Consider the following 13,285-nt stretch of genomic DNA (forward strand, 5'->3'; position numbering starts at 1 on the left):
CGGCGCTTGCGCCGGCTCATGGTTTCGCTACGCAAGCGGAGTAGACTACGGAACATTTCCGAGAGCACGGAGCGTTCATGGGTATTCGCGGTAGGGATCGTCAGATCGACAACATCGAGTTCAACGTCAGCGACATCGCGCGCAGCAAAGCATTCTACGCAGCGGTGTTCGGCTGGAAGTTCACCGATTACGGGCCAGCCTACACCGAGTTCAGCGACGGCCGGCTGACGGGTGGTTTCACTACAGGTGAGCCCGTGCGGCCAGGAGGGCCTCTGGTCATTCTCTATGCAGATGACTTGCAGGTCACCCAGCGACGGGTGCAAGCAGCGGGCGGCACCGTCAGCAGGGCAGTGTTCGCGTTTCCGGGCGGTCGCCGTTTTCATTTCACCGATCCGGATGGGTTCGAGTTGGCCGTGTGGACGGCCGACGCCTGATGGCCAGCCACAAGATTGAAATCCGTCGTCGCAACGTCGAAAAGATTCTGCAGGCTGCCGAACGCGTATTCGCCGAGAAGGGCTTCGCTGCCACTTCCATGGGCGATATCGCCGAACAGGCGCAGCTGCCGCGCTCGAATCTTCACTACTACTTCAAGACCAAGGACGACCTGTTTCGAGCGGTGCTGCAGGACTTGCTCGAAGTCTGGAAGCAAGACGCGTTGAGCTTCGAGCACTTCGATGACCCTCGCGTCGTGCTGACCAGTTATATCCGCGCGAAGATGGCACACTCCCGTTCACGGCCGCTGGGCTCGAAAATCTGGGCCGAGGAGATGCTGCACGGTGCGCCGGTGCTCAAAGCGGACCTGGATGAGAGCCTGGTGCCCTGGGCCAGGCTAAAGGAGGCGAAGATCCGCCGCTGGGTGGAGGAGGGGCGCATTCTGCCGGTGCAGCCGTCGGCGCTGCTGTACATGATATGGGCATCGACCCAGCATTATGCCGACTTCGGTTACCAGGTGGCCTTGCTCAACGAAGGCGAGCCGCTGTCCGACCGAGACTTCGAAAACGCTGTGCAGACGGTCACCCGTGTAATCCTGCGAGGTATTGGGTTAGAGCCTTGAGGCGTCAGACGGCTGTTGACTGCCACCGGCAGAGGGCGTGCAGCGGTCCCGGCGCACGATGATGCGGGGAGTATAGACCCTGGGGCCGCTGGGCGGCCCCAGGATTTGAGCCGTGAATCATAAACATCAGGGCCCATGTGCGCCCCACCGCGACGGATCCGGCGTCTGGCGAAACCGCGCCTGCATCCACACTCTCTACCCTCAGCCAACCTCCCGATACGGGTTGCGCGGGTCCTGCGTCCAGTTCAGGTACGGCTTGCCGGTGTCTTGTGCCACCATCTCGATGCAGTCTTCAACGGGACAGGTGATCTGGCATAGATTGCAGCCTACGCATTCCTCTTCGATCACGCTGTAGGCATGGGTACCGTCGGCCTTCACCGTACTGGCGATGGCCTGGTGGGAGGTATCCTCGCAGGCGATATGACACCGGCCGCAACCAATGCAAGCGTGCTGATCGATGTGCGCAATGGACTGGTAGTTGATGTCCAGGTACTTCCAGTCAGTGGTGTGACCGACCGCCTGGCCTCTGAAGTCTTCAAGACGGGCATGCCCATGCTGGTCCATCCAACGTGCAAGGCCGTCCTTCATGTCCTCGACGATGCGAAAGCCATGCAGCATGGCGGCGGTGCAGACTTGAACCGCGCCGCTGCCTAGAGCCACGAACTCGGCAGCATCACGCCAATTGCCGATACCGCCAATCCCGCAGATCGGCAAGCCCTGGGTGGCGGGGTCGCGGGCGATCTCCGCAACCATGTTCAGGGCGATGGGTTTGACGGCGGAGCCGCAGTAACCGCCGTGCGTGCTTTGGTCGCCGACAATTGGGTGGGCCACCATGCGGTCCAGGTCCACGCTGGTGATGGAGTTGATGGTGTTGATCAGCGATACCGCATCAGCGCCGCCTCGATGCGCTGCTCGAGCCGACTGGCGAATGTCGGTGATGTTGGGGGTGAGCTTTACGATCACCGGCAGTGAGCAGTGGGTCTTGCACCAGCGGGTGACCATCTCCACATACTCAGGCACCTGGCCCACCGCCGCCCCCATGCCCCGCTCGGGCATCCCGTGGGGGCAGCCGAAGTTCAGTTCGATTCCATCGGCCCCTGTGGCTTCTACCAGTGGCAGGATGAATTTCCACGATGCCTCCTCGCACGGCACCATCAGCGACACGATCAGTGCACGGTCCGGCCAGTCCTTCTTGACCTGAGTGATCTCCCGCAGGTTGATTTCCAGTGATCGATCGGTGATCAACTCGATGTTGTTGATGCCCTGAACCAGGCGATTGGCGCCGAAGTGCGCCGAATATCGCGATGACACGTTCACCGCTGCTGGGTCTTCCCCCAGTGTTTTCCAGACCACGCCACCCCAACCCGCTTCGAAGGCGCGTACCACGTTGTAGGCCTTGTCGGTGGGCGGGGCCGAGGCCAGCCAGAAGGGATTGGGGGCGCGAATGCCGGCGAAGACGATAGACAAGTCAGCCATTTACGCGGCCTCCACGTTGAGCATGAGTTGGGCATGGATGGCCTGGGCAGCTACCTTGCCATGTTGTACGGCCTGCACGGTGAGGTCCTGGCCCAGGGCGGTGCAGTCACCGCCGGCATACACGCCCGGCAGGCTGGTCTGCATGCACGCATCGACGCGAATGCGCTCGCCGTCGCGCGCCAGCTGCGCGGCGACCGGGTCCGCCACGCTTTGGTCTTCGAAGCGCTGCCCGATGGCCTTGAAGATCGCGTCGGCAGCCAGTTCGAAGGTTTCTCCAGTGTCGCCCAGGCGACCGTCTACCATTGCGGTGCGAGCGAAGCGCATGCCGCGTACCTTGCCATCGTCGCTCAGCAGTACGGCGTCGGGGCGCGCCCAGGTATGCAGACGCACCTGGTTGGCCTTGGCGATGGCTTGCTCGTGGCCCGTGGCGCCCATGTCGGACGCCCCACGGCGATACACCAGGTTGACGTCGCGCGCCCCCAGTCGGCTCATCTGCACGGCCATGTCGATCGCCGTGTTTCCGGCGCCGATCACCAGGCAACGGTCGGCCAAGGGCAACCGACTCAGGTCATCGGCCTGGCGCAGTTCGCGGATGTAGTCGGTGGCAGCCAGCACGCCAGGTGCCTGTTCATCGGGCAGGCCCAGTTGCCGCACGGCACTGAGCCCAAGGCCGAGAAAGACGGCATCGTACTGATCCCGCAGGTCACCGAGCCCCAGGTCGCTGCCCAGGCGCTGGCCATAGCGGATCTCGATGCCCCCGATGCCCAGCAAAAACGCCACTTCACGTTGGGCGAAATCATCAACCAACTTATAGCGGGCGATACCGTACTCGTTCAGGCCACCCGGTTTCTCACTGGCTTCGAAGACGACCACATCGTGCCCGTGCATGGCCAGACGATGTGCACAAGACAAGCCCGCCGGGCCGGCGCCGACCACTGCGATGCGCTTGCCGGTAGCCGGGGAGCGCTGGAAGGGGTGTTCGCTGAACTGGGCGTTGTCCAAGGCATAGCGTTGCAATTGGCCAATCAGCACCGGCGCGCATTCCTGCGCGTTGTTGCGCACGCAGGCCTGTTCGCAGAGGATTTCGGTGGGGCAGACACGGGCACAACTGCCACCGAGGATGTTGGCCGACAGGATCCGTTCAGCAGCGCCTTGCAGGTTGTCATCACTGATGCGGCGGATGAAGGACGGAATGTCGATGTCGCTGGGGCAGGCATTGATACACGGGGCATCGTAGCAGTACAGGCAGCGCGCGCTCTCCACGGCGGCCTGGCGCGCGGTCAGGGGTGGGACCAGGTCGCTGAAATGCTCGGCCAACTGGTCGCTGCCGGCCCTTGGGCGGGGCAAATGGTTCAGTGCGTCTATCACGGTGGTAGCCTCTCTTTCTTGTCGTGGGCTTGAAAAGTGGGGCGCGGGCAGCCCCGATCACCGGCACGCCGGCCCCCGCGCACGGTGTCGGCCTGAGGGGTCGGTGTTGCAGTGAAAGCCGGTCGATCAGTGTCAGCGGCTAGCGGGGCACGGGGGTGGCCCGGTGGTGTTCTGCCCGACGCTCGAGCAGTTCGTACACCGAAGGGTAGGCCGGGCGTTCGACATACCGTCCGGCACCGACTTCGGCGCGCAAGTCACCGTCGGCCCACACCACCTTGCCCTGGCTGATGGTGTGGCTGGGCACGCCGCGCACGGTACGGCCTTCGAAGATGTTGAAGTCCACCTGCTGGTGATGGGTCTTGGCCGAGAGGGTGCGCGTGCCCTGTGGGTCCCACAGCACCAGGTCGGCGTCGGCCCCGACACGAATGGCGCCTTTGCGTGGAAAGAGGTTGAAGATCTTCGCCGTGTTGGTAGAGGTAACGGCGACGAATTCGTGCATGGAGAGGCGACCTGTGTTCACACCGGCATCCCACAGTACCGCCATGCGGTCCTCGATACCGGCCGTGCCATTGGGAATGCGGCTGAAATTGTCGCGTCCCATGGCCTTTTGCTCGGCGCAGAAACAGCAGTGGTCGGTGGCGGTGGTGTGCAGATTGCCCGACTGCAGGCCTCGCCACAGCGCCTCCTGGTGTTCACGCGGTCGGAACGGCGGGCTCATTACATAGCCCGCTGCCGTGGCCCAGTCCGGGTCGCGGTAGACGCTGTCGTCCAGCAGCAGATGGCCAGGCAAGACCTCGCCGTATACCGGCTGCCCCTTGCCGCGAGCGTAGGCGATCTCATCCAGCGCCTCGCGGCTGGAGACATGCACCAGGTACAACGGCGTACCGAGGGTTTCGGCAATACGGATAGCGCGGCTGGCCGCTTCGCCTTCAACCTGGGGTGGACGTGACAACGGGTGCGCCTCGGGCCCTGTCATGCCCTGGGCCAGCAACTTGCGTTGCAGATGATCCACCAGCTCGCCGTTCTCGGCGTGCACCGTGGGCACGGCGCCCAGTTGCAGGCAACGCTCGAAGCTGGCGACCAGGGTGTCGTCAGCGGCCATGATGGCGTTCTTGTAGGCCATGAAGTGCTTGAAACTGTTCACCCCATGGTGGGCGACCAGCTCACCCATCTCCTCGGCCACTTGGTCGCTCCACCACGTGATGGCCACGTGAAAGCCGTAATCGCTGGCGCTCTTTTCTGCCCAACCGCGCCAAGTGTGAAACGCCTCCATCAGCGACTGCTGGGGATTGGGGATCACGAAATCGATGATAGAGGTGGTTCCGCCTGCCAGCCCGGCGGCGGTGCCGCTGAAAAAGTCCTCGCTGGCTACCGTGCCCATGAACGGCAACTGCATGTGGGTATGCGGGTCGATCCCGCCGGGCATCAGGTACTGGCCGCTGCCATCGAGCACATTGCAACCGACGGGTGGGTCGATGTCCTGGCCAATGGCCTGGATCAGGCCGTTCGCACACAGGACATCGGCGCTGAAGCTTTCTTCGTGGGTGACCACGGTGGCGCCACGGATCAACAGAGACATGCCGTTTTTCCTCGCAGGCTGACCGGTCTGTGCCGGTTCTTGAAATTGTGCAGGTCAGGCGGGCAGCTAGATCCTGTCAGCGCTGACAAGATTCGAGGCTAGATGCAGATTCTGGATTCGGCAAGAAATAAATCCCACGAATTTTGTGGTTTTTAACTTACTGATTAATAAAGAAATTAAATTACGAATAGCTCTAGCACAGGCGTTTCGCAAGAGATTGACTAACTTGACAAGATTGAAATTTGGTCGAAATTTCTACCCACATTCTGCGTGTGTACTCCGGCCATCGACTCGCCCCGATGAGCGAACAACTACAACAACATTCTGGAGAAGGCCCCATGCAACAGAGCAGATCGCACGAGGTTGAACGCAACGGCCTGGTAGAGCTGTGCGAAGGCCCCGACGTGCTCGACAGCCCGCGCTACAACCCCGACATCGCCCCCACCAAGGTGCATCAGCGCACCTGGAACAGGTGGCACATCACCGCCCTGTGGGTGGGCATGTCCATCTGCGTGCCTACCTACACCCTGGGCGGCGTGCTCACGGCGTATTTCGGTCTGAGCGTGGGTGAAGCGTTGCTGGCCATCTTGCTGGCCAACCTCATCGTGCTGATTCCACTGACGCTCAATGCCTTTCCCGGCACCAAGTACGGCATTCCATTCCCGGTGCTGCTGCGTGCATCCTTCGGCATTCTGGGTTCCAACGTACCGTGCCTGGTGCGGGCCGTGGTCGCCTGCGGCTGGTTCGGGATCCAGACGCTGTTCGGCGGGCTGGCGATTCATCTGTTCCTGGGCTCGGTATTCGAGGGCTGGAAGGCCCTGGGCGGCACCGGCGAGGTGATCGGCTTCATGATCTTCTGGTGCCTGAACCTGTGGGTGGTGCTGCGCGGTGCAGAATCGATCAAGTGGCTGGAAACCTTGTCAGCGCCTTTGCTGGTATCGGTGGGTGTCGGGCTGCTGGTGTGGGCGCTGCCGCACATGTCCATGACCGAACTGTTGGCCCAGCCACCGAAGCGTCCTCAAGGGGCCAGCGTGGTGGGTTATTTCTGCGCAGGGCTCACTGCCATGGTGGGCTTCTGGGCCACACTGTCGCTGAACATCCCGGACTTCAGTCGTTATGCCCGCAGCCAGAAGGACCAGATTCTGGGGCAGATATTCGGCTTGCCCCTGACCATGTTCCTGTTTGCCTCGCTGGGTGTGGTGTTGACGGCGGCCTCGGCCTCATTGGTGGGCGAGACCGTTTCCGACCCGGTGACGCTGATCGGCAAGATTCAGAGCCCCTTCTGGGTAGCATTGGCCATGGCCCTGATCGTGATCGCTACCTTGTCCACCAACACGGCGGCCAACATCGTCTCGCCCACCAACGATTTCCAGAACATTGCACCGCGCCTGATCGGGCGCAGCCGGGCGGTGTGGCTGACCGGTTTCATCGGACTGGCGCTGATGGGCCACGAGCTTCTCAAGAAGCTGGGCTGGATCGTTTCCGACATCAGCCTTGAAAGCGTCTATTCCAACTGGTTGCTGGGGTATTCCAGCCTGCTCGGTCCCATTGCAGGGATCATGGTGGTGGATTACTTCCTGGTACGGCGTCAGCACCTGGATCTGGCCGGGCTGTATCGTGATGACGTCTATCCTGCGTGGCACTGGCCGGGCTTCGCGGCCTTTGCGCTGCCGGTGGCGCTCACGGTGCTGGCCATTGGCAACAGTCACTTCAGTTGGTTCTACGACTATGGCTGGTTCACCGGCTCGCTGCTCGGGGCTGGCTTGTACTACGTCTTCGCTGCCATGGCCGCCCCTAGCCCGACGCGCATGGCCAAGCCTTTGCCTTGAATACCTGCTCGTCGCAGTGCGGGCAGGCCCGCGCCGTGGCTTACACATCCGACAAGAAAAGCCTGAGGAGAGACCTATGACCCGCGCTCAAGACGTTCTTCAATCGACTGCCCGTCATGTCGATGGCGCACGCCTGTGGCAATCGCTCATGGACCTGGCGCACCTGGGCGCCACGCCCAAGGGTGGCGTATGCCGACTGGCCCTGACCGACCTGGATCGCCAGGCCCGCGACCTATTCGTGCAGTGGTGCGAAGCGGCAGGGTGCACGGTGACGGTCGACGGGGTGGGCAATCTGTTCGCCCGCCGGCCAGGGCGCGATGCCGCACTGCCTCCGGTAATGACGGGCAGTCACATCGACACCCAGCCCACCGGTGGCAAGTTCGATGGCTGCTACGGGGTCATGGCCGGGTTGGAGGTCATCCGCACCCTCAACGACCTGGGCGTGGAAACTGAGGCCCCACTGGAGGTGGTGGTGTGGACCAACGAGGAAGGCTCACGCTTTGCACCGTGCATGATGGGCTCGGGCGTCTTTGCCGGCAAGTTCAGTCTCGAGCAGACGCTGGCTAAACGCGATGCGCAGGGGATTAGTGTGGGCGAGGCGCTGAATGAAATCGGCTACGCCGGCAGCCGCGCGGTGACGGGCCATCCGGTGGGCGCGTATTTCGAGGCCCACATCGAACAAGGCCCGATCCTGGAAGACCAGGCCAAGACCATCGGCGTGGTGCTAGGCGCCCTGGGCCAGAAATGGTTCGACCTGACCTTGCGTGGGGTGGAGGCCCATGCTGGCCCAACGCCCATGCACCTGCGCAAGGATGCCTTGGTCGGCGCCGCTGCCGTGGTCGAGGCTGTCAACCGCGCCGCCTTAGGTCACCAGCCGCACGCCTGCGGCACGGTGGGCTGCCTGCAAGCTTATCCTGGCTCGCGCAACGTGATTCCAGGTGAAGTGCGCATGACCCTCGATCTGCGTCACCTCGAAGGAGACCGGCTTGAGGGAATGATTGCCGAGGTTCGCAGTGTGATCGAACAGACCTGCGAGCGGCATGGGCTGACGTATGAGCTGGTGCCGACCGCAGATTTCCCGGCCTTGTATTTCGACGACGTTTGCGTGAGTGCGGTACGTGAGTCAGCCCAGGCGCTGGGGTTGCCGCACATGGATATCGTCAGCGGGGCAGGGCACGACGCGATCTTCCTGGCTGAACTTGGGCCGGCTGGCATGATTTTCGTGCCGTGCGAAAACGGCATCAGCCACAACGAAATCGAGAACGCCACGCCTGAGGATCTAGCGGCAGGGTGTGCCGTGTTGCTGCGCGCCATGTTGGCAGCGTCCGAGGCGGTGGCCAAGGGGCGTTTGGCGGCTTAGTTTCGGGGCTGTTCATGCTGTCGTGGACGCTGTGGGCGCTACAGTGGTCTGGTTGATGGGAGCTGCGGGGATGAAACTGTGGGCAGTGCGATGGTTTCAGCTTCGCAGTTTACATTGCCGGGTCCGCTGCGCGGCCTATCGCGGCCGGTCCGGCGCCCCAGCAAGGCTGCTCACGGCTAGCGGTACTTGCTGAAATGTGAGGACTACGCAGATCCATTGTGGGAGCGACTGTCTTGCATATGCCGCGATGGACCGCGCAGCGGACCTCACAATCTATGACTCACCCTGGACATCCAAGGCTGTTCATACCCTACCAATACCACCCAGATACACGCTGTCCGCTCAATCGACAGGCAACAACACACCCCCACGCCCCAAATGATACCGCTGAAGATCCACGGCTAACGTGAGGTTGCCAGCATAATGCAGGGCAGCCTCCTGCCTTACGTCATCGATCGAAGGGCTGCGCCGATTGTCAGCCTGGTAGCGCGCACTGAAGTGCGTCAGCACCAGGTTACGCACCCCGGCCGCTTGGGCAAAGCGAGCCACTGCCGCCGCAGTACTGTGGCCATAGGTCACGCCAGATCTTTCCACCGCAGGTTGCGTAAAGGTCGCTTCGTGCACCAGCACATCGGCACCTGCCGCAGCCTCGGCCAACAGCTCGGGCGTGTCGTTGTCGCCGCAAACAATGATGCGGCGGGCAGCTCGACCAGGCTGCAGGTAGTCCGCCGCTTGCAGCTCACGGCCTTGGTGACTCACCGCCAGGCCTTTTGCTAGCGTCCCCCACAATGGCCCGCGAGGGACACCTTCGGCGTCAAGGCGCACGCTGTCCAGCCGTGGCTCGGGGCAACGCTCCTCGAAGAGGTAGCCCACGCTGGGCACGCGGTGTGACAAAGTAACGGTGCTCACCGTGACGGCTGCGTTGTGCCAGCCATTGAAATCTTCGACGGGCAACAGCCGCAGATCGAAGGACAGATGACTGTCGGTCACCGCCAGGCTGATGCGCAACCACTCGTGCAAGGCCCGGGGCAACACCACATCCAAGGGTTGGCGCCGCCCGTTCATGCTTGCACTGGCCAGCAGGCCGGGCAAACCCAGGCAGTGGTCGCCGTGTACGTGAGTGATGAAAATGCCGCCCAGGTCCTGAGTCGACAGCGGTGTGTGCAACAGGCGATGCTGGGTGCCCTCACCGCAGTCGATCAAGTACCAGCGTTTGCCCGTGGCCTCCAGCAGCGCCGTCGCGCTGACGTTGCGGGCCTTGGTCGGGGCACCGGCGCTGGTGCCCAGAAACAGCAGGTCCATGTCTACTCCTTGTCATGCGCCATCAAAGTCTTACTCCACGCCCGTGCTGTCAGCCTGGCGCCAGACCAGTTTGCTGGTGTCATAGCCTTGCTCGCGCGCGATGTCCAGCAGCTGGTCACGGGTCTTGTCCGGAATGGCCGGGGTGCGGGACAGCAGCCACAGGTACTCGCGGTTAGGATGGCCGACCAGCGCTACGCGGTAGTCCTTGTCATGGTAGAGCACCCAGTACTCGCCCTTGGTCAGGTCAGGCGCCAGGCGGCTGAACCAGTTGTCGAAGCGTACCCAGAGCTTGTCGGTGCTGCCCGGCTGCTGAGCTTCGGCGATGCCCTTGGCTTCGTTCCACTGCCCGTCCTTCTCCATGCAGCGGTTGGTCACATCGATGCGGCCATCGGTGCGCAGGGCATAGTGAGCTTCGGATTGCACACAGTTGCGCTGGAAGAACATCGGCAGCCGTGCCAGCTCGTACCAGGTGCCCTGATAGCGTTGCAGGTCGACCTGCTGCGTGCGTGGTGGGGCAGGGTGATCGTTGCCGGCGCAGCCAACCAGGGCAAGGGCCATGCAGGAAAGCATCAATGCCTTGCGTATCGCCATTGTGTTTCTCCTGAGAGTGAGTGCTTACACAGGTTCGATGCCAGCCTCGGGCAAAAGTTGTACGCGCGTTGCTTGGCCTGAGCCGTCCGCCTATTCCCGCAGTCCCGCTTTTGGCAGACGCACGGCAACCGGGCTGCGCTACCATCGCTGTCATTGCCAGAGCCCACAGGAGTGTCGCCCGTGACCCAATACAGCGCGTTCAAGGTAGAGCTGAACGAAAACATTGCCCACGTTCAGATCAACCGCCCGGAAAAACTGAACGCCATGAATGCCGCGTTCTGGGAGGAAATCATCGAGATCTTCCAGTGGGTGGACGACACCGACGCGGTCCGGGCCGTAATCATCAGCGGTGCTGGCAAGCACTTTTCGGCCGGCATCGACCTGGCCATGCTGGCGTCGGTCGCCGGGCAGATGGGCAAGGACCCTGCGCGCAACGCCCGCACGCTGCGCAAGACCATCCTGGCCCTGCAAGCCTCGTTCAACGCCGTCGACCGCTGCCGCAAGCCAGTGCTGGCGGCCGTACAGGGCTACTGCATCGGCGGAGCCATCGACCTGCTGTCAGCCTGCGACATGCGCTATTGCAGCGGTGACGCGCAGTTCTCCATCAAGGAAATCGACATGGGCATGGCCGCGGACGTCGGCACATTGCAGCGTTTGCCACGCATCATCAACGACGGCATCATGCGAGAACTGGCCTACACCGGACGTACCGTCGAGGCCGAGGAGGCGCTGCGCATCGGCCTGGTGAACCGGGTCTACGATGATCAAGCCGCCTTGCTCGAGGGTGTGTTCGCCATTGCCCGGGACATCGCAGCCAAATCACCGATCGCCGTGGCCGGTACCAAGCACATGCTGAGCTACATGCGCGATCACCGCATCGACGACGGCCTCGAGTACATCGCCACCTGGAATGCGGCGATGTTGCAGTCCGAAGACATGCGCCTGGCCATGGCCGCGCACATGAACAAACACAAACCGTCGTTCGCCGACTGACAGAGTCGACGGGCGCACCTTACAGGAATGCCCTTATGTCAGCACGCTGGACGACCGCAGTACTCGACCCGCAAACGCCCGCCGGCTTGGCCGTGGCCCACAGCCCGGAGGGCTTTCTGGTCGGGGAAGAGGGCGCGTTGTTCCCGCGCGACTGGCTCAAGGGCCAGGGGCTGGATGTGCTGTGCGAGCACGGCATCGGTCACTTCGATGGCCAGCCGGTATTTCTGCTTGAGCTGGCCAGTGCCGGCCAGGTACCCGGTTGCAGTTGGCGGGGCCTGCGCACGTTCATGCTCGAAGGGGATGCCGAGACATACACGATCCTGGGTTACGCCGCGCAGATCGGCACCTGGGCGCGCGAGCACCGGTTCTGTGGCAGTTGCGGTCAGCCCATGACGCAAATTCGCTGGGAGCGGGCCATGCACTGCAGGGCCTGCGACCTGCGCAGCTACCCGCGCATCTCGCCCAGCATGATCGTGTTGATCACACGAGGCGACGAGATCCTGCTGGCGCGCTCGCCGCGCTTCGTGGCAGGCGTGTACAGCACCCTGGCGGGCTTCGCCGAACCCGGCGAGTCGGCCGAAGACTGCCTGGTGCGCGAAGTGCGCGAAGAAGTGGCGCTGGAGGTCAAGAACATCCAGTACGTGGGTAGCCAGTGCTGGCCCTTCCCGCACTCGATGATGCTGGGCTTTCATGCCGAATACGCCGGGGGCGCCATCGTCATGCAGCCGGATGAAATCGAGGATGCCCGCTGGTTCAATGTGCACGATCTACCGCCGCTGCCGGCTGGACGGTCGATTGCCCGTTACCTGATCGACCTGTACGTAGCCCGCCGATTGGGCCGTGCCGACCCTGCGTTCCCCGGGCAGTGACCGATCAGGCTCGCTCCAGGTCGAGACCCCAGTCCCTTACGCGTGCAGTTCCTGGCTGATCACGCCTGGCCAAACCAGTGCTGCCAGGCCAGGCGCACGGTCAGGGCCAGCACCACGGTGATGAATACGGGACGGATGAACTTGCTACCGCCGCTGATCGCCGTCCGGGCGCCAAAGAAGGCGCCGACCATGACCGACAGGCCCATGCACAGGCCGACGATGTAATCCACCTGCCCGGAAATCACGAACACCGTCAGGGCTGCGATGTTGCTGACGAAGTTCATGCTGCGGGCCACGCCACTGGCGCGGACAAGGTCGATGGGGTAAAGCAGCAGGGTGCTGACCGTCCAGAAAGCACCTGTACCCGGCCCAGCCACGCCGTCATAGAAACCCAAGGTCAGGCCTTGCGGCAGCTGCCACTTCTTGCGAATCGGGGCATCGGCGTCCAGTGGCGCCTTTGGCGTGCCGCCGAACAACAGGTACAGGCCGCAGGCGAACACGATCACCGGCAGCATCTTGTTCAGCCACTCGGCAGGCATGTAGTGCGCAACGACCGCCCCTAGCAGGGCCCCGGCCAAGGTGCCAAACAGGGCCCGACGCCACTGAGCCGGGTGAAAGAGCTTGCGCCTGTAGTAGGTGAGGCTGGCCGTGGCCGAGCCGAACGTGGAGCTGAGCTTGTTGGTGCCCAGTACCAGGTGAGGCGGCATGCCGGCTGTCAGCAGGGCGGGGGTGGTCAGCAGGCCGCCGCCGCCAGCGATGGCATCGATGAAACCGGCGACGAAAGCGACCCCTGCCAGGATGAGCAGGGTCAAGGGTTCTACGGTAAGTTCGAAGGGCATGGGAATCTGGCAGGCAATGAGACGG

At 62.9% G+C, this 13,285-nt stretch carries 12 protein-coding genes; 6 read left to right on the forward strand and 6 right to left on the reverse strand.

The window, feature by feature from the left end; translation table 11 throughout:
- The first annotated feature begins 77 nt into the window (after positions 1-77).
- Together PFU01S_RS02935 and PFU01S_RS02940 are read left to right on the forward strand one after the other, a co-directional pair.
- Positions 78-434 carry a VOC family protein gene (locus PFU01S_RS02935; protein WP_027916209.1) on the forward strand — a complete coding sequence of 119 codons (357 nt, stop codon included), beginning with the start codon at positions 78-80 and terminating at the stop codon, positions 432-434.
- Positions 434-1,054: a TetR/AcrR family transcriptional regulator gene (locus tag PFU01S_RS02940; RefSeq protein ID WP_028686544.1), complete on the forward strand. Its 621-nt coding sequence runs from the start codon at positions 434-436 to the stop codon at positions 1,052-1,054. The genes PFU01S_RS02935 and PFU01S_RS02940 overlap by 1 nt, the downstream gene beginning before the upstream one ends.
- Before the next feature lie 201 nt (positions 1,055-1,255).
- On the opposite strand, the gene preA is transcribed toward PFU01S_RS02940, so the two are convergent.
- From preA to hydA, 3 genes are all read right to left on the reverse strand, one after another.
- Positions 1,256-2,530: an NAD-dependent dihydropyrimidine dehydrogenase subunit PreA gene (gene preA, locus PFU01S_RS02945; protein WP_027916207.1), complete on the reverse strand. Its 1,275-nt coding sequence runs from the start codon at positions 2,528-2,530 to the stop codon at positions 1,256-1,258.
- Positions 2,531-3,898 (reverse strand): NAD(P)-dependent oxidoreductase, encoded by a 1,368-nt coding sequence (locus PFU01S_RS02950; protein WP_028686543.1) that lies wholly within the window; start codon positions 3,896-3,898, stop codon positions 2,531-2,533.
- 139 nt (positions 3,899-4,037) lie between these two features.
- Entirely contained in the window at positions 4,038-5,477 is a 1,440-nt protein-coding gene (hydA, locus tag PFU01S_RS02955) for a dihydropyrimidinase (RefSeq protein WP_027916205.1), read from the reverse strand.
- Positions 5,478-5,815: 338 nt separating this feature from the next.
- Between hydA and PFU01S_RS02960 the strand changes: the two genes are divergently transcribed.
- Positions 5,816-7,306 (forward strand): NCS1 family nucleobase:cation symporter-1, encoded by a 1,491-nt coding sequence (locus PFU01S_RS02960; protein WP_027916204.1) that lies wholly within the window; start codon positions 5,816-5,818, stop codon positions 7,304-7,306.
- A gap of 76 nt (positions 7,307-7,382) precedes the next feature.
- On the forward strand, positions 7,383-8,666 hold the full coding sequence (locus PFU01S_RS02965) for a Zn-dependent hydrolase (RefSeq protein WP_028686542.1): 1,284 nt from the start codon (positions 7,383-7,385) through the stop codon (positions 8,664-8,666).
- A gap of 342 nt (positions 8,667-9,008) precedes the next feature.
- On the opposite strand, the gene PFU01S_RS02970 is transcribed toward PFU01S_RS02965, so the two are convergent.
- Both PFU01S_RS02970 and PFU01S_RS02975 read right to left on the reverse strand, forming a co-directional pair.
- Positions 9,009-9,968 (reverse strand): MBL fold metallo-hydrolase, encoded by a 960-nt coding sequence (locus tag PFU01S_RS02970; RefSeq protein ID WP_028686541.1) that lies wholly within the window; start codon positions 9,966-9,968, stop codon positions 9,009-9,011.
- A gap of 30 nt (positions 9,969-9,998) precedes the next feature.
- Positions 9,999-10,559: a lipocalin family protein gene (locus PFU01S_RS02975; RefSeq protein WP_027916201.1), complete on the reverse strand. Its 561-nt coding sequence runs from the start codon at positions 10,557-10,559 to the stop codon at positions 9,999-10,001.
- Between the two features lie 180 nt (positions 10,560-10,739).
- On the opposite strand from PFU01S_RS02975, the gene PFU01S_RS02980 reads away from it, so the two are divergent.
- The gene (locus PFU01S_RS02980) at positions 10,740-11,552 is read left to right on the forward strand and encodes a crotonase/enoyl-CoA hydratase family protein (protein ID WP_028686540.1); all 813 of its coding nucleotides are present in this window, start codon (positions 10,740-10,742) and stop codon (positions 11,550-11,552) included.
- A gap of 35 nt (positions 11,553-11,587) precedes the next feature.
- Positions 11,588-12,421: an NAD(+) diphosphatase gene (nudC, locus tag PFU01S_RS02985; RefSeq protein WP_027916199.1), complete on the forward strand. Its 834-nt coding sequence runs from the start codon at positions 11,588-11,590 to the stop codon at positions 12,419-12,421.
- Positions 12,422-12,480: 59 nt separating this feature from the next.
- On the opposite strand, the gene PFU01S_RS02990 is transcribed toward nudC, so the two are convergent.
- Positions 12,481-13,260 carry a TSUP family transporter gene (locus tag PFU01S_RS02990; protein ID WP_027916198.1) on the reverse strand — a complete coding sequence of 260 codons (780 nt, stop codon included), beginning with the start codon at positions 13,258-13,260 and terminating at the stop codon, positions 12,481-12,483.
- Positions 13,261-13,285 lie beyond the last annotated feature (25 nt).

The sequence above is a fragment of the Pseudomonas fulva NBRC 16637 = DSM 17717 genome (genome assembly GCF_000730565.1).
GTDB lineage: Bacteria > Pseudomonadota > Gammaproteobacteria > Pseudomonadales > Pseudomonadaceae > Aquipseudomonas > Aquipseudomonas fulva.